This window comes from Shewanella profunda (genome assembly GCF_023283765.1).
Classification (GTDB): Bacteria; Pseudomonadota; Gammaproteobacteria; order Enterobacterales; family Shewanellaceae; genus Shewanella; species Shewanella profunda.
Window position 1 is genome coordinate 1 of record NZ_JAKILG010000041.1, and the last position, 20,371, is coordinate 20,371.

20 protein-coding genes are annotated in these 20,371 nt (G+C 44.6%); 13 read left to right on the forward strand and 7 right to left on the reverse strand.

The window, feature by feature from the left end; all coding sequences use genetic code 11:
• The first annotated feature begins 128 nt into the window (after positions 1-128).
• Together L2744_RS16560 and L2744_RS16565 are read left to right on the forward strand one after the other, a co-directional pair.
• Positions 129-656 carry a hypothetical protein gene (locus L2744_RS16560; protein WP_248992964.1) on the forward strand — a complete coding sequence of 176 codons (528 nt, stop codon included), beginning with the start codon at positions 129-131 and terminating at the stop codon, positions 654-656.
• An 84-nt stretch (positions 657-740) separates the two neighbouring features.
• Positions 741-1,403, forward strand: coding sequence for a hypothetical protein (locus L2744_RS16565; protein ID WP_248992965.1), 663 nt, complete (start codon positions 741-743; stop codon positions 1,401-1,403).
• A gap of 144 nt (positions 1,404-1,547) precedes the next feature.
• Here L2744_RS16565 and L2744_RS16570 read toward each other — a convergent pair whose 3' ends face one another.
• Positions 1,548-1,769: a hypothetical protein gene (locus L2744_RS16570; protein ID WP_248992966.1), complete on the reverse strand. Its 222-nt coding sequence runs from the start codon at positions 1,767-1,769 to the stop codon at positions 1,548-1,550.
• A gap of 58 nt (positions 1,770-1,827) precedes the next feature.
• On the opposite strand from L2744_RS16570, the gene L2744_RS16575 reads away from it, so the two are divergent.
• The 3 genes from L2744_RS16575 (at position 1,828) to L2744_RS21740 (ending at position 2,959) form a co-directional block, all read left to right on the forward strand.
• On the forward strand, positions 1,828-2,454 hold the full coding sequence (locus L2744_RS16575) for a hypothetical protein (RefSeq protein ID WP_248992967.1): 627 nt from the start codon (positions 1,828-1,830) through the stop codon (positions 2,452-2,454).
• 68 nt (positions 2,455-2,522) lie between these two features.
• Positions 2,523-2,744: a hypothetical protein gene (locus L2744_RS16580; protein WP_248992968.1), complete on the forward strand. Its 222-nt coding sequence runs from the start codon at positions 2,523-2,525 to the stop codon at positions 2,742-2,744.
• Positions 2,741-2,959, forward strand: coding sequence for a DUF695 domain-containing protein (locus tag L2744_RS21740; RefSeq protein ID WP_376711953.1), 219 nt, complete (start codon positions 2,741-2,743; stop codon positions 2,957-2,959). Before L2744_RS16580 ends, L2744_RS21740 begins: the two co-directional genes overlap by 4 nt.
• A 979-nt stretch (positions 2,960-3,938) precedes the next feature.
• Here the strand turns inward: L2744_RS21740 and L2744_RS16585 are convergent.
• The 4 genes from L2744_RS16585 to L2744_RS16600 form a co-directional block, all read right to left on the reverse strand.
• Entirely contained in the window at positions 3,939-4,664 is a 726-nt protein-coding gene (locus tag L2744_RS16585; RefSeq protein ID WP_248992969.1) for an amino acid ABC transporter ATP-binding protein, read from the reverse strand.
• Positions 4,657-5,337 carry an amino acid ABC transporter permease gene (locus tag L2744_RS16590; protein ID WP_011919874.1) on the reverse strand — a complete coding sequence of 227 codons (681 nt, stop codon included), beginning with the start codon at positions 5,335-5,337 and terminating at the stop codon, positions 4,657-4,659. The genes L2744_RS16585 and L2744_RS16590 overlap by 8 nt, the downstream gene beginning before the upstream one ends.
• Positions 5,338-5,344: 7 nt before the next feature.
• On the reverse strand, positions 5,345-6,079 hold the full coding sequence (locus tag L2744_RS16595; RefSeq protein ID WP_248992970.1) for a basic amino acid ABC transporter substrate-binding protein: 735 nt from the start codon (positions 6,077-6,079) through the stop codon (positions 5,345-5,347).
• Positions 6,080-6,506: 427 nt separating this feature from the next.
• Positions 6,507-7,397 carry a LysR family transcriptional regulator gene (locus L2744_RS16600; RefSeq protein ID WP_248992971.1) on the reverse strand — a complete coding sequence of 297 codons (891 nt, stop codon included), beginning with the start codon at positions 7,395-7,397 and terminating at the stop codon, positions 6,507-6,509.
• A gap of 122 nt (positions 7,398-7,519) precedes the next feature.
• On the opposite strand from L2744_RS16600, the gene L2744_RS16605 reads away from it, so the two are divergent.
• The 7 genes from L2744_RS16605 to L2744_RS16635 all read left to right on the forward strand — a co-directional run bounded on the left by L2744_RS16605 (position 7,520) and on the right by L2744_RS16635 (position 15,477).
• The gene (locus tag L2744_RS16605; protein ID WP_248992972.1) at positions 7,520-7,954 is read left to right on the forward strand and encodes a CidA/LrgA family protein; all 435 of its coding nucleotides are present in this window, start codon (positions 7,520-7,522) and stop codon (positions 7,952-7,954) included.
• Between the two features lie 2 nt (positions 7,955-7,956).
• Complete coding sequence (locus L2744_RS16610) at positions 7,957-8,676, forward strand: LrgB family protein (protein ID WP_248992973.1); 720 nt, start codon at positions 7,957-7,959, stop codon at positions 8,674-8,676.
• A gap of 146 nt (positions 8,677-8,822) precedes the next feature.
• Entirely contained in the window at positions 8,823-9,326 is a 504-nt protein-coding gene (locus L2744_RS16615) for a GNAT family N-acetyltransferase (RefSeq protein WP_248992974.1), read from the forward strand.
• A 112-nt stretch (positions 9,327-9,438) separates the two neighbouring features.
• A complete protein-coding gene (locus tag L2744_RS16620) occupies positions 9,439-10,911 on the forward strand; it encodes a carbon starvation CstA family protein (RefSeq protein WP_248992975.1) in 1,473 nt (490 codons plus the stop codon).
• A 254-nt stretch (positions 10,912-11,165) separates the two neighbouring features.
• The gene (locus L2744_RS16625) at positions 11,166-12,848 is read left to right on the forward strand and encodes an OpgD/OpgG family glucan biosynthesis protein (protein WP_248992976.1); all 1,683 of its coding nucleotides are present in this window, start codon (positions 11,166-11,168) and stop codon (positions 12,846-12,848) included.
• Positions 12,849-13,069: 221 nt separating this feature from the next.
• Positions 13,070-14,539 (forward strand): inorganic phosphate transporter, encoded by a 1,470-nt coding sequence (locus tag L2744_RS16630; protein ID WP_248992977.1) that lies wholly within the window; start codon positions 13,070-13,072, stop codon positions 14,537-14,539.
• A 140-nt stretch (positions 14,540-14,679) separates the two neighbouring features.
• Positions 14,680-15,477 carry an isocitrate lyase/PEP mutase family protein gene (locus tag L2744_RS16635; protein WP_248992978.1) on the forward strand — a complete coding sequence of 266 codons (798 nt, stop codon included), beginning with the start codon at positions 14,680-14,682 and terminating at the stop codon, positions 15,475-15,477.
• Between the two features lie 43 nt (positions 15,478-15,520).
• Here L2744_RS16635 and L2744_RS16640 read toward each other — a convergent pair whose 3' ends face one another.
• Positions 15,521-16,474, reverse strand: coding sequence for a DUF72 domain-containing protein (locus tag L2744_RS16640; RefSeq protein ID WP_512700983.1), 954 nt, complete (start codon positions 16,472-16,474; stop codon positions 15,521-15,523).
• Positions 16,475-16,900: 426 nt separating this feature from the next.
• Here L2744_RS16640 and L2744_RS16645 point away from each other — a divergent pair, with 426 nt between their 5' ends.
• Positions 16,901-18,328: a sensor domain-containing protein gene (locus L2744_RS16645; RefSeq protein ID WP_248992979.1), complete on the forward strand. Its 1,428-nt coding sequence runs from the start codon at positions 16,901-16,903 to the stop codon at positions 18,326-18,328.
• Positions 18,329-18,428: 100 nt separating this feature from the next.
• Here L2744_RS16645 and L2744_RS16650 read toward each other — a convergent pair whose 3' ends face one another.
• The gene (locus L2744_RS16650) at positions 18,429-20,321 is read right to left on the reverse strand and encodes a methyl-accepting chemotaxis protein (protein WP_248992980.1); all 1,893 of its coding nucleotides are present in this window, start codon (positions 20,319-20,321) and stop codon (positions 18,429-18,431) included.
• Positions 20,322-20,371: the final 50 nt, after the last annotated feature.

The window sequence follows — 20,371 nt, forward strand, 5'->3', positions numbered from 1 at the left end:
AGTAGTTGTTCTGTATGTTTTCATCACCTGCTCCAAATTTATCATTGAGCAGGTATTTTCAAATAGGCAGATTAATGATGCGAGGTGTGGTTCGCTAGACGGTTACGTTATGCCGAGTTCACCATAAAATGATTGACGACCAAGAAGAAACATACACAGCAAGCTTGCTTCACAGTATAAAGTCGAATCATGAAAAATGGGTTGCAGACAAGCTAAATGATCAGCCCCAAAACTCCCCAGTCAGGATTCGGCGAATTAAAACCGAAATACCAACTCAGCTCCCAGTTATTTACTCAGGTAAAGAAATACTGAATCTCGCCATGGCATGCCATGGCACATACTCCGATTACAGCGACGATCTTAACAATGAAGAAGTCGATTTGGTAGGCGGTTTCATTCAGAACGTATCTGATTGGGGCGATATTGCTAGCGAGCTAGAACTAATTGAGCGAATACGCGCCGCAAAAGAGCTTGACGAGCAAATTAAAGAACTATCGTCCAGGGGTTTCTTTGTATTTGCTGCAACGGAAAAGCAAAGAATGGAGGGCGGCATAAATCCACCTTCAACATTTCTGGTGCTCCACCTGTCTGTAAAACGATGCACAGATCCTGGGGTTATAACCTCTGAAGCAGAAGGCCAATCACCGCATGCCTAACAAGTCGCTCAAAGCGCTCACTTCGTTCGCTGGGACCGCGTACCGCGGCCCCTTAGCTTAATCGTTAGGGCTACAAGGAAAGTCATGAAGAAAAAATTAAGTATTGTCTTATTATCAATTCTTCTTACTGCTTGCGCTGGAGGAACCATAGGAGGGTTATTGCCAGCGCCTAAAATTTTAGATGGTAAGTTGGATGGCAGAAAGTACTCCTCTCCAGATAGCGTATTGAAAGTAGTAGCACCAGCTAGCGAAGAAAGAGGTGAATGGACATATACCGTGGTTAAAGAGCATTCAGAACAGCATCCAGATCAAAACTCCAGATTGGTTAGCTTTAAAACGCCATATGATAGCCACTTTTATTCCGTAGAAATTGTTCAGCTTCTTAATAAGAGAACACTAAATGACGAAATGTTTTCACTTGTGAAAAGCGATAACCTTTCTCGTGTAATTTCCTCAACTGAGGAGCGTTGGGGGAGTAAAGCCGAAAAATTGTTTGAGTCCGTCTTAAACTGTGAAAATAAAAAGTCATACTCATATTTAGTTTACAAGCAGCGCATTACATCATACACCCCTAATTTTTATAAATATTTTCTAATATCTCAGTCATACGAAGGAAATACAATTGCCGTTGTAACCAGTGAATTGAATTTTGACCTTAGAAATACGAATATTCCCGAAGAGGAAATAAAAAATTTAAATTATCGAAGGCATAATGAGTTCGCATGCTCTGTCGAATTTAGTGGTTAAGGTAACCCTAACAAGTCAATCAACTTCGCGCCTTCAGCGCCGGACGCAGCAAAGCTGCGCCGGTTATTGAAGCGTTAGCAGGTGTTCGGGCTTTAACGGTTTTAGTCAGTAGTTTTATTCCGGCTTTGCTCGCGTTTCGTGTTCTTAGCGACGGCGCCAAAAGGTAAAGTTCATCTGTTTGCAGGTTTGCTGCAAACGGTTGTAGCGGTAGCGTTGTTCTTCGTGGCTTCGCTTAACAGTTTTAAAGGTTCCGGTTGGCTCGCCGTATCGCAGCTGGCCGGTGTAGTTTTTAATAACAGCAGCCGTGCCGTTGCTCAGGTTTGCCAGTGCGGCAAGCCGCGCAAGTTCGGTTTGGGCTGCTAACAAGCAAAGCCAGCCGACGCGTACCGCGCAGCTGCTTTGAGCGTTAGCCGCAAGGATAGTTATGGAAGATTACTTAGATAAATCAGGTAAGGCTATGTTGGCCGCATGCTTAACCTTCGATCATGCAAGAGCAGCTGAAAAAATGGCTGATTGGCACTGCGTTGGCGAAGACAATGATGCATGGAAAGAAGGACCATATTTATCATCTGGTGCAAACCAGAAGCAATTAGATAGAAGCCATCCTTATTGCTTCAGAACAAGTGACGAGTTTGGTGCTGTCGCTGGAATTGTGATGGGTCCAAATCCAGCAAAATCCGAAAATGGAGGCGTTCAAATTCCTCTTCCACCTAAAGACATACATGACTCAAGAGTTGAGCCAGTAATCGCGAAGCTCGCAATTATTGAGCAGTTCGAATTATTTAAAGAGTTCTTAATTAATTTTGACGGGCCATTTAATAAGAAGAGATGCAAAGCGTGGGAAGGTCGTATCGAACAAGGCGTTCTTAACTTAGTCAGTGAACTCACAAATAGAAGAAATGAGCTAACTCATGATTCCGACTATGCGCTTCCGTCTATGAAGGAAGCCGTTGAATATTTCTATCATTTGCGCCAGCTAGCTCCGAAACTTCATGAACAATCAGCAGCTAACAATTCAATGCAGCCGACCGCTGACGCGTCGGCTGATTGAGGCGTTAGCGGTCTTAAGAAGTTATGCGCATCCTCTTAGCACTAATATTCGCATTCGGAGCATCTTGTATGGCATTTGCTGAAGACACTTGGTCAGTTGGAGAGGCGAAAATCCAAGGCAAACCGGTTGTTTATAAATTTATCAACACCGCTCCGCCTGCAAGCATCCGTCAAAAACTACCTTGGCTCACCGTTATATCTTGGAAATATGATGGTTCAGAAAATAACGGCATGCCTCCAAAAATAATCAATCAGGCAATGTCAAGCTCGAAGATGCTCTCGAAACAATAGACGGGAGAGAAACACTTTACCTTGATGTCTACTCTGCGACAGGAAACAATCTGAAGGAGTTCGCTTTTTACATAGCTGATCGCGAACACTTTATGGTCAACTTCAATCACGCCTTGCATGGCCATCCGGCTTACCCCATCGAAATAAACTTCTACGAAGATAACGAATGGAATGACCTTGCCAAGCTTCATCAAGACTTTGGTGTAGACCGCTAACAATGCGCTCAAATCGCTCACTTCGTTCGCTGGGACGGGCTAAAGCCCGCCCCTTAGCTTAATCGTTAGGCCGTGGAGGTTGAGTTCTATGCCTACTTTTATTAAAAGCGTGGATGAGCTAGAGACTCATTTTTCAAAATATAACAACGGGTATTTATTTCGCGGACAAGTAAAGCATTATGTGGATTCTAAAGGCCGCACGAGCATTCCTACATCTTTCAGCAGGCATGGCTGTATTCCTGATGTTACGCAATGTCAGGTTAGATGCCCGCTATGGTGCGGAGAGTACAATGATCACGAAAGAGCATGGGACAATCTCTTTCCGACTCTCGTGCCTTTTGGCTACAGCGTGTTAACCACTTCCGCTGTTTCATCGCATAACGCACCTTACGCGGATTCACTTACATTCATCATACTGATTACCTAGCACTCACCCGATTTGTGGTTATCAGGAGGATCATCCCCTCGCGGTTCATATCCCGATTGGTCAAAGACCAATCTTCGTTACATTGTCAGAGCCGCTACTTTATTCAGGCTCCTAGGTTCATCTGGTGATACAGATGGTTCACTCGTTAAGCGGTGAACAGCGCTTCATACGACTTCACGTCGCACGTCCCTTAGCTTTTTACGTACATATAGCAAAACTGGTAGTTAAATTGGCATTGGGGCACCAGTGACCGTTGGCGACATGGATGTCGCCGTCGAGCCTATAAGGACATATACACGGCGTGTCGCTGGAGAAACAATGACAATAAACTTCCTGAACAGATAAAAGGCTATTTAGCTTTTGTTCAATTCCTGTTAATTCAAAGATATAATTATTATTGTGTTGTGAAAGATGCTTGTATCCTGACTCGTCTAATTTGGTTTTTGTTATAGACCCTCAACCTTGGTGCCTCAATTTGAATCCTTCGCTCACTGTATATACTTATAAAGGTAACGACAGTGAGCGTGAGGGATTGAACTTAATCGGCTTAAACTAGCGCAACACTTTGCTTAAAAACGCTTGGGTGCGGGCTTCTTTGGGGTGGCTAAATAGTTCATCGGGTGGGCTCGATTCAACCACATAACCGCCATCCATAAAGATCACTCGATCGGATACATCCTTTGCGAATCCCATTTCGTGGGTGACAATGACCATGGTCATGCCCTTGAGCGCTAAGTCTTTCATCACGTCGAGCACATCGCCGACCATTTCTGGATCGAGTGCCGATGTGGGCTCATCAAACAACATCAAGTCTGGCTCCATCGCTAATGCGCGGGCAATGGCGACCCTTTGCTTTTGGCCCCCCGATAAACTGGCGGGATAGGCGTTAGCCTTATCACTTAATCCCACTTGAGCGAGCAGGGCGAGGGCTTTTTCCTCTGCCTGAGCTGGCGTCATCAGTTTTAGACTAATGGGCGCTAAGGTAATGTTTTGAATGACCGTTTTATGTGGGAACAGGTTAAAGTTTTGAAACACCATGCCCACTTTTTGGCGCAACTTATCCACACAAGCGCCTGGCGCAGTAATGGATTGACCTTCAATCTCGATATCGCCTTGGCTTGGCTGCTCTAACAGATTGATACAGCGCAAAAAGGTACTCTTGCCACTGCCGCTTGGGCCAATTACGCTCACCACTTCACCCTGACGAATATGCTCGTTAATCCCCTTAAGCACTTGGTTATCGCCGAAGTTTTTATGCAGGTTGGTTATCTTAATCACTTTGTTTCAACCTCTTTTCAAATTTCGACAGCATAAAGGTGAAGCTGTAGGTCAGGAATAGATAGATGAGGGCGCAGGTAAACAGTGGCACGCTGTCCTCGAAGGTCCGACTACGAATAATTTCACCGGCGCGCATAAGGTCGACGCCACCGATAAAGCCTATTACGGCGGTTTCTTTTAGCAGCACGATAAATTCATTACCAAGGGCAGGCAGAATATTCTTAATCGCTTGGGGCAGAATAATCGACTTCATGGTTATGGCTTGGGATAAACCGAGTGAACGCGCCGCTTCGGTTTGGCCTTTATCGACGGCTTGAATACCCGCGCGGATAATTTCAGAAATATAGGCACCACTATTGAGCCCAAAAGCGATAATGGCGGCGGTGATCTTATCGACATCTAAGGCTGAGAGTACGATAAAGTAAAGGATCACTAACTGCACGACCACAGGCGTACCACGGATCACACCGACATAAAGATTGGCGGGGAAGCGGATATACCACTTAGACGACATCTTCATAAAGGTGGTGCCAATGCCTAACACTGCGCCTAATAACATGGCGAAGAAAGTGACGATTAATGTCACCTTCAAACCATTTAATATCAGCAGTATGCCTATCATGCCATCTTCGCCAATCGGGCTAAACAGCGAGGTATTAATTGCGTCTATCATGCTGATATCACTTTATATGGGCAGAAACGAGCGTCTGATATTGGCCGTCGGCTTTCATTTTAGCCAGTGTTTTATTGATGCTCGCCAGCAGTTCTGGCTGCTCTTTCGACACGGCAAAACCATAAAACTCAGCAGGAAAATCCAGTTTAATCAGTTTTAATTCAGGGTTTTTAGCCAGATAGTTAGCGGCAGGTTCGCTATCGAATAACACTAAATCCACCTTGGCATTTTTAAGCTCCATAATGGCTTCAAACCCCGTATTAAAGGCGGTGACATTCTGGGTGTACTTTTTCGACATAATATCGGCGGTCGTGCCTAACTGCACCGCAAAGTGTTTGTCCTTAATATCTTCAAGCGTATGAATACTATCGTTATCTTTATTAACCAGCACGACTTGGGTCGCTTCGTAGTAAGGGTCAGAGAAGTTTACGTTTGCCTGACGTTCGGCAGTAATTGTCATACCAGAGGCGATAAAATCAATCTTGCCCGAATTAAGTGCGACGATCAGCGAATCGAATTTCATATTTTCGACTTTCAGTGTTTTCCCCGCATCTTTGGCGATTTGTTTGGCCAGATCGATATCAAAGCCTTTGATTTCATCACCACTTTGGCCGCCAACATATTCAAAAGGAGGGAAGGAGGCGTTAGTACCTACGATTAATACGTCATCGCTTTTTCCGCATCCAGCTAACAACAAGGTGGCAGTTAATGTCAGGCCGCCTAATAACATGGATTTTTTCATTTAAGACTCTCTTATCGATTTCACTATTAGTGTGCAGTGTGGCGACTATAGGCATAAGCCATTATTGTGTCAATAATTATGCTTTAAATGTGACTATAAATTCATTTTTTAAGAGGCGTGCCCCATCAGAGTATCGTAGAAACTGTTTAGCCTCTAGAGGCTGTATTTAAATTGTACTCTAGAGGTTGAGTGGTTGTTATCGAGTGTTGGCTTGGTTTTAGTTTATATTTTTCAAACGACTATTTAGTTCAGCATTTTTATCTAGCCTTTGGTGAGATAGGTCTTTCTATCTATATTTATCTTTTATCGCGGTAAAAACAGACCTGTTTTGATGGTGCCTTTTATTAAGTTTTTAGTGAATTTATGCAAGTAGTACCCTAATGGCCTAGCCTAAATAAAACGAGATGGGAATACTTTTTGTGAGGGATTATTTTCGAGCCAAATGTTTCTTAACCAAGTTGATCATGGCTTGGGCTGCAAAGGATAGGACTTGCTCCTTACGCCAGAAGAGTGATAGTTCCCAGCGTAATTCGTCACTCGCTAGGGGAATATTGACTACCCCTGGGATACTGTAGCGCCGCGCAATTGAGCGTGGCAGCACCATAATGCCCGTTCCCGCCGCGACCAAAGCAATACCGAAATCTGCCTGGCTGACTCGGGTAATATTTTTTGGGGTAAATCCCGCAGCTTGGCAAGCATTTAAGACTAATTGATAAAGTGTATATTCGGTTTCAAACATGACTTGGGGTTCATGGCTTAAGTCTGTGATTAATAGTCTCTCTCTGGAGGCTAATGGGTTTTCCTTAGGCAGTACCACAACCATAGGGTCGTTAAACACACGGATACCATCATAGCCGTCATCGAAGTTAATAATACCTGTTGCCAGTTCTATCTCGCCCTTTTGAATCGCCGAAGTTTGTTCTACACCACCACGTACTAGCAGGTGCATTTCTATCTGCGGGTATTGCTGGCGGTATTTGGCAATGATAGGCGCAAAGATTTCGGCGCTGCCTAGAGGCGCTAAACCGAGGTTGAGCTCTCCTGCGCTTAAATTACGTTGTGCTGCAAGCTCCGCTAACATGCGTTTGCGGCCATCGAGTAAGTCTTTTCCGTGGCGATAGACAACTTCTCCTGCTGGGGTGAGTTTAACTTGGGTGCCACGTTTGCCACGTTCAAGCAAGGTGAGATCGAGTTCTTCCTCTAACTGACGCACGGCTTTAGAAAGCGCTGGCTGAGTTAGGTGCACTTTTTCGCAGGCTTTACCGAAACCACCCGCATCGACGATTTCAATAAAATAGCGGATAACTTTAAGATCCATTGTTCCTGATCCTTAACTACATTCGTTAAATTCATGGATTACATTCTTAATATTCATTTTTTTTATCAAATAGACAAGCGCTAAAATAGCGTTATAGAAATTTAGTGTTAGTTGAGAAAATCATGCCATTCCTACAAGCCGCAATACGTCGATGTCGTCATGGGGCTTTACTGTTAATTCAAATAGGCCTCTTTTGTTTACTGTCTCTTGTTTGTCATTGGTTTGCTACTTGGGCGCACTTACCCATACCTGGTAGTGTGCTTGGATTAGGTATCTTACTGATTTTACTAATATCAAAGTTGATACCTGAGCGTGCAGTACAGCTTGGTGCTGCTTGGTTAATTGGTGAGTTATTACTGTTTTTTATTCCACCTGTGATATCGATTATCAAGTACGAAGGGCTGTTTGAGCAGTATGGTGTCAATATCATGTTTACTCTGGTCATTGGGAGTATATGCGTGATGGTGGGAACGGGTTTTGTCGTGGATAGGGTGTTTCGTTTTGAACGTCAGTTGAATATCAAAAAGCATGCTCGTCGCCATGTTAAGGTGGCTTAGTTATGGCTGACTCAAAAGTGATGGATTTTATAATGTCACAAACCAGCTTAGCCTTAATCAGTTTATTGTTAACTGTATTTTGTTATTTCGGGGCTAAAGGTTTATACAAGCGCCATAAAGTATGGTGGTTAGCACCAATCCTATTTGCGCCAGTGATGATTATTTTGCTGGTGTTTAATCTAGATATTCCACTACCAACCTATTTTGAATACACCCATTGGCTTATGGCGATGCTAGCCCCAGCAACGATCGCCTTTGCATTGCCCATCTACCGTGAGCGCAAATTGATCTGTCAGTATCCACTCACTATCACCCTTGGTGTTGTTGCAGGATTATTCCTTGGAATGATATCAACTTGGTTACTGGTAAAATTTATTCCCCTACCTGCGGAGCTTTCTAAAAGTCTATTAGTGCGTTCGGTCTCAACGCCCTTTGCGATGGAAGCCACGGGCGCCTTTGGTGGTGTGCCAGAGCTGACCGCTATGATGGTACTGATCACTGGGATCATTGGGATGTTAGTGTGCGAACCCTTATTTAAACTGATGCGTATTCGTACCTCTTTAGGTAAGGGCGTTGCGCTGGGAGCTTCCGCCCATGGTGCAGGCGCTGCTAAAGCGACTGAGCTTGGTCAGCAAGAGGGCGTGATTGCCAGTTTAACCATGATCTTTATCGGTATTGCTATGGTATTAGGGGCGCCTGTTTTTGCGCTGATTTTTATTTAGTCTGTCAATTTTAAAACTCAATTTCGGCAATTTTGCCTCTTCGGACGCTAACTTATTCTCGGTTATGCGTCTATTTTTTTGCTTGAGCTTAATCACCTAGAATGTGGCATGCTGTCTTTTATTGAGATAGAAAGGGAGGTAAAGCAATGGGAGATAGTGCACAAACGGATCCAGAAATGCATTCGGTAACAACGCAAAGCGTCAATCTGCGAGCCATCGAAATCAGTGATCTTGAGGTATTTTTTAGCCATCAAAGCGATCCCATCGCCCATCAACTTGCTCAGTTTCCACCTCGGGAGCGCGAGGCATTTTTTACGCATTGGCAACAGAATATTCTGTATAACAAGCAAGTGCTGTCTCGCGCGATTATGGTTAATGGTGTGCTCGTCGGTAATATCGTGAGTTTTCAATATAACGGTCAGTCGCTAGTCGGTTACTGGATAGGCCGTGAGTATTGGGGAAAGGGGATAGCGACTCAGGCGTTGAAGGTATTTTTGCCCTTAACTTCAGCTCGACCTTTATTTGCCCATGTTGCCAAGCACAATCATGCCTCGTTACGGGTACTTCTTAGACAGGGGTTTGTATTGACGGGTAAGCAAATCAAAGAAAGCGAAGATACTCAAGCCTTGATTGAATTGAAGTTAAGCTGATTTTGTATTAGCAACTCTACCTTAGTCTAATGCTTAGTTGCTTGACCTCACGGCAGAACTCAATGAAACTCGTTATCAAATCATCTCCCACTAAAGTATGGGTAATTAAATAATGTTAATTTTCTTCATCTGTCTTGCGCTGTTAGCGCTTGCATACAAGTTTTACAGTCCGTTCGTTGAACGCCAAGCGGGTATAGATCCTAAGGCGCTCACTCCTCAAGCAAGATTTAAAGATGGTGTGGATTATGTCCCTGTTCACCCTGTCAAAGCGTTTTTGATCCAGTTCCTCAATGTGGCCGGGGTTGGACCGATTTTTGGCCCTATTCTTGGTGCACTATATGGTCCTATTGCCTTAGTTTGGATTGTGCTTGGTAATATTATTGGTGGGGCTGTACACGATTATTTTTCGGGTGTCCTCAGTATTAAAGAAGATGGTAAGAGTCTGCCGGAGATCGCTGGTCATTACTTTAATATTTATTTTAAAGGCGTGATGCTGCTGTTTACCGCTATGTTGCTGTTCTTTGTAGGGGTGGTGTTTATCATGAGTCCTGCGGGACTTTTGAGTAATCTCGATTATTTTAAAGACACTATTTTTGGCAATAACACCTTCTGGGTATTAGTCATTTTAGCTTATTACTTTTTTGCTACTATGCTGCCGATTGATAAAATCATTACTAAGCTATATCCCGCATTTGGCTTGTTAATGGTCGTTATGACCACTTCAATTGCGGTTGCGCTGATGATCCATGCCCCGCAGTTACCAGAAATGGGTGATGTGTTCGCTTATTTTGACCATAGTCACTATAACAATGACTTACTTGAGCCCAACCCTGATGGTTTACCAGTATGGCCACTACTATTTGTGACTATTACCTGTGGTGCAATTAGTGGTTTCCATTCGACTCAAGCACCCATTATGGCCCGTTGTTTAACAAACGAGAAATATGTTCGTCCCGTTTATTATGGCGCTATGGTTGCTGAAGGTATTGTGGCATGTGTTTGGGCAACTGCGGGTATTGCAGCTTTCCCTGGTGGGTATGTCGAACTCAAGAGTCTGCTCGATCAAGGTGGCCCAGGCTTAGTGGTTAACCAAGTGGCGACGACATATCTTGGTGTACTCGGTGGCGTGATGGCGATTATTGCCGTAGCTGTATTCCCCATTACTTCGGGTGATACCGCTTTTAGATCATTACGTTTAACGATTATTGATGCGTTTAATATTCCGCAGAGTATGCGTAATCGTTTATTAGTTGCAGTACCTATCCTTACCATTGCTTACTTTATGACTAAGATCGATTTCTCATTGATTTGGCGCTACTTTGCCTTCTCAAACATGCTGTTATCGACCAGTGTATTGTGGCTAGCAACTAAATATTTATTCGATAGAGGCACTTTCCATTGGATAGTGAGCTTGCCTGCGATTGCTGGAACCTCTGTGACCATTTCCTATATTGTAACGGCGGGCATTGGGCTTGGTTTACCTCAGTCCTTGAGTCAGCCTGTGGGAATTGCTGTGGGTGTTATCTGTCTAGTGGCGCTTATCATTGCCCATAACAGACGTAAAGTGGTCGTAGATGTGAAGTAATTAAGTTTGTGAGTAAGTGTTTATCAAGGGCCACATAATGTGGCCCTTTTTAATACTATTTTCATAAACTGGCGGCACTATTGAAAATAGCCGCCGTGCCGTATTCCATTGTGCTGAAATTATGTTAGATTCTGGCGAACTGATGGAGATAAAGGTATGGTTACCATTGTCATCAACAGTTCTCCACAGGGCAGTCACTGCATATTGCTTATGCAGAGAAGTGTCAGGAAGTTACACCAATTCAGAGCCTGCTTATGCAACCCAATTTATTTCCCGAACAAAGAAATGTTAACCGTGAATTGATGGCTATGCCGTCATCAGTTGAAGTTCAATCTAGCCGTGGACGTTTGCAACGTATGGTTGGCAGTGTATTGCTGACCTGTAGTGTATTGCTAAGTCTTTCCGCCTGCGCAGCGGGTAAGGCCAGCGCGCCGCAAGAGGGCGAAGAGTTTAGCTATGCTTGGCTTAAGGGGCATGCCCGTACTATGGCTGCGCAACCCTATGAGAGCCATAAAGGCGAATTGCCTAAAAGCCTTCAGGGCATGAGCTGGGATGATTACCAACAATTCCACTTCAAGAAGAAAGCCGCACTGTGGCGCGATCAAGATTCGGAGTTTCGTGCCGAACTGTTTCATCTTGGGCTGTTTTTCGATACCCCAATACACATCTATGAGCTAAATGAAGGCAAGGCTAAGTTAATCGAATATTCGCCATCTATGTTCGATTACGGCAAGTCAAAGGTCAAAGGCAGTCAGTTGCCTAAGGATCTTGGTTTTGCTGGTTTCCGTATGCAATTTAATACCGATTGGCAGCGTGACATTGTTGCTTTCCTCGGCGCCAGTTACTTCCGCGCTGTGGGTCAAGAAATGCAATACGGTCTATCGGCTCGTGGCTTAGCGGTTGATACTGCGCTGCCAAAACCTGAAGAGTTTCCGATATTTACCAACTTCTGGTTAGAAAAGCCTAAGCCAGGATCGAATATCACCACAGTGTATGCCTTGTTAGACTCTCCGAGTGTGACGGGGGCTTACCGTTTCGATATCGAGCCGGGTGAACGTTTAAAAATGAAAGTGGATGTGGCCGTTTATCCACGTAAAGCCATTGAACGTTTAGGGGTGGCTCCACTGACCAGTATGTTCATGGTGGGTGAAAACGATCGCCGTACTGGTTACGACTGGCGCCCAGAAATCCATGATACCGATGGTTTAGCAATGCACACGGGTAATGGTGAGTGGATTTGGCGTCCGCTGGCCAACCCTGAGAATTTGCGCTTCAACGCCTATAGCGATGAAAATCCAAAAGGTTTTGGTTTACTGCAACGTGACCGTAACTTCGATCACTATCAGGACGATGGCGTGTTTTATGATAAACGCCCAAGCCTATGGATTGAACCTACAAGCAGTTGGGGCAAAGGTTCGGTTCAGTTAGTTGAAATACCAACACTGGATGAAACTTTCGATAACATAGTGGCTTTCTGGAATCCTGCTGAGCCAATTGTTCCGGGTCAAGAGCTGCTGTATAGCTACAACATGTACTGGGGCGGTATTCCACCAGTTCAATCACCCCGTGCTCGTGTTGTTGATACCTTCACTGGGATTGGCGGCGTAGTTGGTCAGAAACGCAAATACTACAGTAAGCGTTTTGTAGTGGATTTCGCGGGCGGCACTTTACCTATGATAGGTAAAGACACCCAAGTTAAAGCTGTGATCACTGCATCTGAAGGCAGAGTGGAAATTGAATCAGCACGTCCTTTAGCCTCGATTAATGGTTACCGCGCTATGTTTGACGTAGTGCCACCAGGAGAGGGTACTGAGCCGATTAATCTGAGAGTCTATTTGGAAGTCGATGGTCAGCCATTGTCTGAGACTTGGATGTATCAGTGGAATCCGCCAGCTAAGGATGATCGTGAATTGCACAATGCGGGTCATCTGCAATAACCTATTAGCAAGTCATTAATCTAAAACGCCAGCTAACTTAGCTGGCGTTTTTGTTCGTGCAATTAAGCATTATAGAAGGAAAATAAAACGGCTTTAATTGCAAGAGCAGTTAAGTGTTATTGAGGGTTAATTCACTGTTTAATTATCTAAATATTTTTTCACTGTAAATAGCGTGTAATTTAGGCGTAACCTGTGGCGTCCTTGTCATAGGTTAGCTATTTATGTTTGAAATGTTCACAACGTTAGGTTTTGCTGGGGCTGTCGGTTTAGTGCTAGCGGTACTGTTTGTCTTGGCATACGAATTCATCAATGGTTTCCATGATACGGCAAATGCGGTGGCGACGGTGATCTATACCAAGGCTATGCCCGCTAACCTTGCGGTCGTTACCTCTGCACTCTTTAATTTTGCCGGCGTGTTGTTAGGTGGCCTAGGTGTAGCCTATGCGATAGTGCATTTGTTACCCGTTGATTCCTTATTAGGTATGGATTCCACCCAAGGTTTATTAATGGTGTTCTCCCTATTGGTTTCGGCGATTATCTGGAACTTAGGCACTTGGTATTTTGGTATTCCGGCATCGAGTTCCCATACCTTGATAGGCTCGATAATGGGGGTAGGTGGTGCATTTGCATGGCTACACGAACAGCCTATCTTACAAGGAATAAACACCACTAAAGCCGCGCAGATCATGCTGTCCTTGATCATTTCCCCCACATTAGGTTTCGTGATGGCGGCGGTTTTTATGCTGATCATGAAATACATTTGGCAGAAGCATAAAATCCACCGTACGCCCGATCAACAAATGCAGATTAATGGCAAAAAGCATCCGCCATTTTGGGCGAGAGTCAGCTTAATTGCCTCCGCCATGGGTGTCAGTTTTGCCCATGGTTCTAACGACGGGCAGAAGGGCATTGGCCTTGTTATGTTAGTGCTGATCTGCATGGCTCCGGCATATTTTGCCCTCGATATGACTAGCCAACCCTACGATTTAGAAAGAACGCAGGATGCGAATCGACGCATTATGGCTATTTATGATCGTAATAGAACCGCTATTGGTGAGCTGGTTGATTTTAAGGCAGATATCCATGTTGCCGATAATATATTGACCCATTGTTCGGCAGAAACAGTGTTACCTGCAATGTCGCAACTTGATCGTCATCTAGGCAAAGTGCCGACATTCAAAGAGATGGGGGTAGGAGAGCGCCGCGAAGTACGCCGTTTATTGCTATGTATAGACGATACCGCCCGTAAAGTATCCAAGCTCGATCTGCCTAAAAAAGAGCTGACCTTACTCGCCAAGTGGCGTAAAGATCTGACTATTATCACTGAATATGCTCCCTTGTGGGTCATTATCGCGATTGCTACCGCATTGGGTTGCGGTACCTTAGTGGGCTGGCGCCGAATTGTGCATACTGTTGGCGAAAAGATTGGTTCATCTGACATGACCTACAGTCAAGGTATCGCGGCGCAAGTGACGGCTGCTGCATCCATCGGAGTGGCGAGTCTTACAGGTATGCCAGTATCTACGACCCATATTTTATCTTCCGCAGTGGCGGGCACTATGGTGGCGAATCGTTCGGGCTTACAAAGCCAGACTATTAAGCAAATCATGCTTGCTTGGGTGCTTACCTTGCCGATTACCATCCTGCTCTCCGGCGGGATGTTTATCCTTGCTAATGCGCTCTTTGGTTAATGTGATTGGTATTAATTACGACAAGTGCCACTATCCACTTAGAAAGGCCACTTTGCCATTAAGGTTCAGTGCCGTTTACCGCGATAATAAACTAAGTCATCTTGTTAAAGTTGAGCCTTCAATACAAACAAGGAAATAAGATGGCTGAACAATCTAAGATACTTTTCAAAGCACTACACCAACAATCAGAGCCTCTGATCTTAACCAATGCTTGGGATGCTGCGAGTGCAGCCATTATCCAATTATCTGGCGTGCGTGCGATAGCCACCAGTAGCGCAGCATTAGCGTGGTCGCTCGGATATGTTGATGGGCAAGCAATACCGAAAGACGCATTATTGCGCGTAGTTAACCAAATCCTGCGAGTGAGTCGAATACCTGTGACGATAGATGTTGAATCTGGTTACAGCCAAGACCCTAATGAGGTTGCTGCTTTTGTAGCACAGCTCGCAGAGCTTGGTGTGGCAGGTATTAATATTGAGGATGGCGAGGCGCCTGTTTCAGAGATGGTTGCAAAAATCCAAGCTATTCGAGCATGCTCAAGTTGCCAAGAGCTATTTATTAATGCTCGAACCGATGTTTATTTACGGGGTCTAGCCAGTGGTGACGCTGCCGTCGCTATGACGATTAATCGATTAACTCAGTATCAGGCGGCGGGTGCCGATGGTGGCTTTATTCCCGGAGCAACAACTGTCGCGATCGCTAAGCAATTGTCCGCTGCTGTGGGGATGCCATTGAATTTTATGTTGTTGAATGAGCAAATGGATATTGATGCTTTATTTAAGGCTGGTATTTGTCGTTTTTCAACAGGGCCGACTTCGTTTTTACAAGCCTACAGTTCTTTGTTGAATTCACCTGCGGTTTCCCATGGGAAGTTGTCCATATTTGAAGCCTCTCAACTTGATTTTGAGCAAGTGGATAACTTATTTGCTTCTCTTTAGGGGGCATATTCAGTAGCCTCACTGTCATTTTGACTGTGAGGCTTTACCAATTTAACCCCATTTGGGTGCTTGTTTCCGGTGGTTTTTTCTCAAGCAGTTTGATGTCGGCGAGTTGAATTCGGTCGGCAATTTGGTTGTGCAGCTTTTGATATAGGCGAATGGCGAGTTCGGGTGCGGTTTGATTATCGGGAGTATGAATAAACAAATAGGGCTCTCGACCTTCCTCTAACCACTGCGAGAGCTGGGCTAGCCAATGGGTAAAAAAGGCATCGTTATCCTTAGGTAAAGCTGCGGTTCCTTGTTGTGTGAGTTGCGTTATTGTACCGTCGGCTTGGCCGATAAAGCGCACAACCGGATTATTCGCCGTGGCTATTGGGTGTACAGGCACTCGTGGTTTTTTCTTGTGGGCATCAATAATGGCTTCATTACAGGGCGGTAGGGCGAACACTGGTCGGCTATCCATAATAATGCGATTGACTTTTTTATCTATTAACAATCGATTCAGTGCTCGCTCGGCATCACCCTTGGCAAAAAATGCGAGATGCCTGACTTCGACGCCATAGGTTAATCCCTGGGGAACTTGATCTAAAAACCGTGCCAATACTGGAAGCTGTTCAGGGCCAAAGTGTGCGGGGAGTTGGATTTTCCATATGCCGGTTTTATCGATTAATGGCGCCATGATGCGAAAGAAATCACTCAGCTCTTGGTTACAATCTTGTAGTTGTTTCTGATGGGTAATGCTTTGAGGCAATTTAAACGTAAAACGAAAATCATCGGGTGTAGCGCTGTGCCAATTTAAAACGGTTTGCGGTGCGGGTGTCGCGTAGAAGCTAGTGTTTCCTTCGACAGTATTGAATATAGTTGCGTAACGAGCGAGCCGCTCCGCTTGTTTGGTTTCACGGCCATAAACACTCTCTTGCCAACTTTGATGTGACCACATGGCTAGCCCAAGACGTAGCTGTTTGGGGCGATAAAGCGGTGAGGTTAATGAATTCAATAGTAAATCTCTTGCATCATCTAAATGGATTGATCGTCTATTTATACCTAAACAACCTCAATATATTGAAACTTACCTCTTGAGGTCGCTGGGTATATACAACTTAGCATACCCAAAAAGGGCGTGTATTGTGCTGATGTCAGCCGTTTTGTACTAAATTCTGTGTAAGCTCTCTATCTTATTTGTACAGAATACGCGAATTATGTCCCTAAAACCGATAGGGGATGGATTGGTTTAGCAAATTAACCTACTCTAACTAGTGTGTTACTATTTGTTGCAACATGCAGAAAGATGATAAGTCACTCTATACTGAAACGGATATTATCTGGTTCATCGACATACTGTTTTTTAACTAAGCTGATGTCATTGTTAGTTTTTGTAGCCAATTGAAATACACTTATTTTATGGATGTAATTGGAGAACTGTGTGAATAACGATGAATACACTTCCCTGAGTAAATTTATCGATCTGCTATTGGATGCGATCTGTGTTGTCGATAAAACAGGGAGGTTTGAATTTGTCAGTGCTGGTGCAGAGCGGATTTTTGGTTATACCCCAGAAGAAATGATTGGTATGCAGATGCTAGAGCTTGTATTACCAGAGGATCGAGAGCGAACATTAGCTACCGCTAAAGAGATTATGGATGGTCGTTTTAAGGTTGATTTTGAAAATCGTTATGTGCGAAAAGATGGTTCGATAGTAGACATTCTTTGGTCTGCTCGCTGGTCTGAGGATCACCAGCAGCGTGTAGCCGTTGCTCGAGATATCACTAAGAGAAAAAATGCTGAGCGTAGACAAGCTGCATTGTATGAAATCTCAGAGGCGGTGCACGTTACTGAGGATTTACTGGCACTATACCGTCATATCCATCAAATTATGGCGAAGCTACTCCCCGCAGCAAATTTTGCCATAGCACTTTATGATCAAGATTTACATGAATTAAGTTTTCCCTATCGCGTTACTACCCAAGAAAACTCTGCTGTAGATATTGAAAGTTTTCGCGTGTTTACAGAGCAAGTGATCCAAAGTGCGGAGTCGATATTACTTTGCCCCATTACTTTAAACGAGTATCCAAAGGGGATCCGCACCGAGCTGGGTAATGGCCGTTTAAGCTGGCTTGGCGTGCCGCTTAAGCTGCAAAAGGGGGTCATTGGTGCCCTAATGATGCATACCGCTCCGACTTCAGCACCCTACACATACCAAGATTGTGAGCTAGTGGAGTTTGTTTCAACACAAATTGCCTTTGCGATAGAGCGTCGGCAGATGCTGGCTCGTTTAGAACATATTGCTTTGTATGATCAGTTGACTCAATTACCGAATCGAGAGTTGTTTTACGACAGATTCCAGAAAGCGTTATCTCGGGCTCACCGAGAAGGAAGTTATTTCTCCTTACTTTATTTGGATCTAGATAAGTTTAAGTGGGTGAATGATACCTATGGGCATAATGTTGGGGATTTATTATTACAAATCACAGCACAGCGCATACTTGGGTGTGTGAGGTCATCTGATACTGTCGCACGCTTTGGGGGCGATGAATTTGTAATTTTGCTAGAAAGGGTTGATTCGGTTGAAAATACCCTATTAGCGGCCCAAAAGATCTTACAAGTGCTTAATCGACCTTTTGAGCTTATTGACCAGCAAGTTCGAGTATTACCGAGTATCGGTATTGCTATGTATCCAGAGCATGGCATCGATGAAAAGCAATTGATTTCCTGTGCGGATGCGGCCATGTATAAGGCCAAAAAGAACGGTGGCAACCGTATTGAGATGGGATATCAAGGTTTAAGATCCATCCATGTTGATCCTTTACCCCTGTTTGAGCATCAACCGCCCGATGCTAAAAAAGTAATCTAATTTTGATTTTAAAAGATAAATGATTGGTTAGTGAATAATGAAATGCCCGCTAATGTACTGACATTAGCGGGCATTATGCTATGGGTTGATGCAACCCTTTTTATAACTTAAAGCGATTCACTTCCTGTTGGAGCGAGGCCGCTAAATGGGCGAGCTCTTGTGCCTGAACCATAGAGGTTTGTGCCTCAATAGACAGATTTTCAGAGACTTCACGGATGGATTCAGTATTGCGATTTATCTCGCTGGTTACTGAAGTTTGTTCCTCTGCGGCAGTCGCAATTTGGCTCGCCATATCTGAAATATCATTAATCGCTTTACTGATCTGCAACAGACTTTCACTGGCAGAATTGGCATCGGCAACACTGGTTTCTGCCATTCCATGGCTTTGTGTCATCGATTTTACTGCCTTGGCCGCGGTTTGTTGTAGGGTTTCGATCATGGCTTGAATTTCTTGGGTTGATGAATGGGTTCGTTGTGATAATACGCGCACTTCATCGGCAACCACGGCAAAGCCACGGCCTTGTTCGCCGGCTCGTGCCGCTTCAATCGCCGCGTTTAAGGCTAGCAGGTTGGTTTGCTCTGCAATGCCACTGATAGTTAACAAAATACTGTTGATCTTCTGCGAGTGCTCATTGAGTTCACCAATGATACGGCCCGCAGTTTCCACCTCGTTAGCTAAATTGCGAATGGATTGCTGGCTTTGCATCACTTGTTTTTGGCCATGATTAGAAAGACTCACCGCATTCTGCGCCGTTTGCGCCGTATGTTCCGCATTGCTGGCAATCTCTTCGGTCGCACTTGCCATTTCAGTGACGGCAGTTGCCACCATAGTCACTTCATCCTGCTGCACTTCGATACGCTGACTGTTGTCCGTGGCTGAAGTGCTACTGCCTTTTGCCTGATATTCGAGTTGGCCCGCAATTTTATGCATGCGGGAGATCATGCCGTGCAGACGCTCAACAAAGCGATTAAACCCCGATGCGAGCATGCCAATCTCATCGTGAGTATTGGCTGTATGAATACGCACTGTTAAGTCACCATCGCCTTCGGCAATGTCATTGAGGGCTTGGGCAACGCGTTCAAGATCCTTAAATTGAATTTTAAAAATAGCGATTAAGATCAAACCAAATAGAACTAAGAGTGCGATGCCCATGACTGACATCCACCATGCGAGATACGTTGCCTGTGACATGATCTCTTGCTTATCCATCACGAAAATCAGCGCCCAATTGGTCGAAGGTACGGTCGCAACGTAAACGAGTTTAGTCGCGCCATCTAAGTAGCGCTCTTCCATCGTATTGGCATTTGAGTTTTTCGATAACCAGCCAGTGGTTAAATCGCTATCAATTTTATCGAGTTGTTGAGTATTAAACTGGCTATTGGGGTGACTAATAATCAGCCCTGCATTATCGACCATGACAGTGTAACCCTTGCCTGGCACTTGTAAGCGCTGCACAGCATCTGTTAGCTGATCTATGGTTAAGTTCGCAGCGGCAACACCGAAAAGTCGCCCTGATACCATAACGGGCTCTGCAATGGTCACCACTTGTTTTTTCAGGGTTGCACTGACGTAAGGTGCCGTCATCACCATGGCATTGGCTGCTTTAGCGTCCATATACCAAGGACGAATTCTAGGATCGTAATTCGCGGTATTGAGCGCAGGATCTTGGCGGTACATATTACCTTGTTCATCCCCAAAATAAGTGAGCGCAAACCCCATTGCATTGTGGGCTTGTAGTAAATATGGCGTCACTTGAGCACTGGGATCGGCCTCTATGGTTTGTTTAAGGCTATTAATGGCTGTTTTTCTATCTTGCATCCATAAACCAATACCTTGGGCAAAAGTGTTTGCCAGTTGATCGATTTCATGGCGGGTATTTTCTAATGCATGATTGCGAATAAAGTAACTTGAAATACTCACTAACACAGCGACAGTTATCAAAACGGCAGAGAGACTACTGAAAAGTAGGCGAGTTTTAAGTGTGGATCGCATATTTCATTCCTTAATATTTCGTTAGCACTCTAACGTCTATTGAGTATAGC

Excerpts from the sequence above, each read along its gene's own strand:
- L2744_RS16560 (WP_248992964.1), top strand. The coding sequence starts at position 129 with ATGATTGACGACCAAGAAGAAACATACACAGCAAGCTTGCTTCACAGT.
- L2744_RS16565 (WP_248992965.1), top strand. The coding sequence starts at position 741 with ATGAAGAAAAAATTAAGTATTGTCTTATTATCAATTCTTCTTACTGCT.
- L2744_RS16575 (WP_248992967.1), top strand. The coding sequence starts at position 1,828 with ATGGAAGATTACTTAGATAAATCAGGTAAGGCTATGTTGGCCGCATGC.
- L2744_RS16580 (WP_248992968.1), top strand. The coding sequence starts at position 2,523 with ATGGCATTTGCTGAAGACACTTGGTCAGTTGGAGAGGCGAAAATCCAA.
- L2744_RS16590 (WP_011919874.1), bottom strand. The coding sequence starts at position 5,337 with ATGATAGACGCAATTAATACCTCGCTGTTTAGCCCGATTGGCGAAGAT.
- L2744_RS16595 (WP_248992970.1), bottom strand. The coding sequence starts at position 6,079 with ATGAAAAAATCCATGTTATTAGGCGGCCTGACATTAACTGCCACCTTG.
- L2744_RS16600 (WP_248992971.1), bottom strand. The coding sequence starts at position 7,397 with ATGGATCTTAAAGTTATCCGCTATTTTATTGAAATCGTCGATGCGGGT.
- L2744_RS16605 (WP_248992972.1), top strand. The coding sequence starts at position 7,520 with ATGCCATTCCTACAAGCCGCAATACGTCGATGTCGTCATGGGGCTTTA.
- L2744_RS16610 (WP_248992973.1), top strand. The coding sequence starts at position 7,957 with ATGGCTGACTCAAAAGTGATGGATTTTATAATGTCACAAACCAGCTTA.
- L2744_RS16615 (WP_248992974.1), top strand. The coding sequence starts at position 8,823 with ATGGGAGATAGTGCACAAACGGATCCAGAAATGCATTCGGTAACAACG.
- L2744_RS16620 (WP_248992975.1), top strand. The coding sequence starts at position 9,439 with ATGTTAATTTTCTTCATCTGTCTTGCGCTGTTAGCGCTTGCATACAAG.
- L2744_RS16625 (WP_248992976.1), top strand. The coding sequence starts at position 11,166 with ATGCAACCCAATTTATTTCCCGAACAAAGAAATGTTAACCGTGAATTG.
- L2744_RS16630 (WP_248992977.1), top strand. The coding sequence starts at position 13,070 with ATGTTTGAAATGTTCACAACGTTAGGTTTTGCTGGGGCTGTCGGTTTA.
- L2744_RS16635 (WP_248992978.1), top strand. The coding sequence starts at position 14,680 with ATGGCTGAACAATCTAAGATACTTTTCAAAGCACTACACCAACAATCA.
- L2744_RS16650 (WP_248992980.1), bottom strand. The coding sequence starts at position 20,321 with ATGCGATCCACACTTAAAACTCGCCTACTTTTCAGTAGTCTCTCTGCC.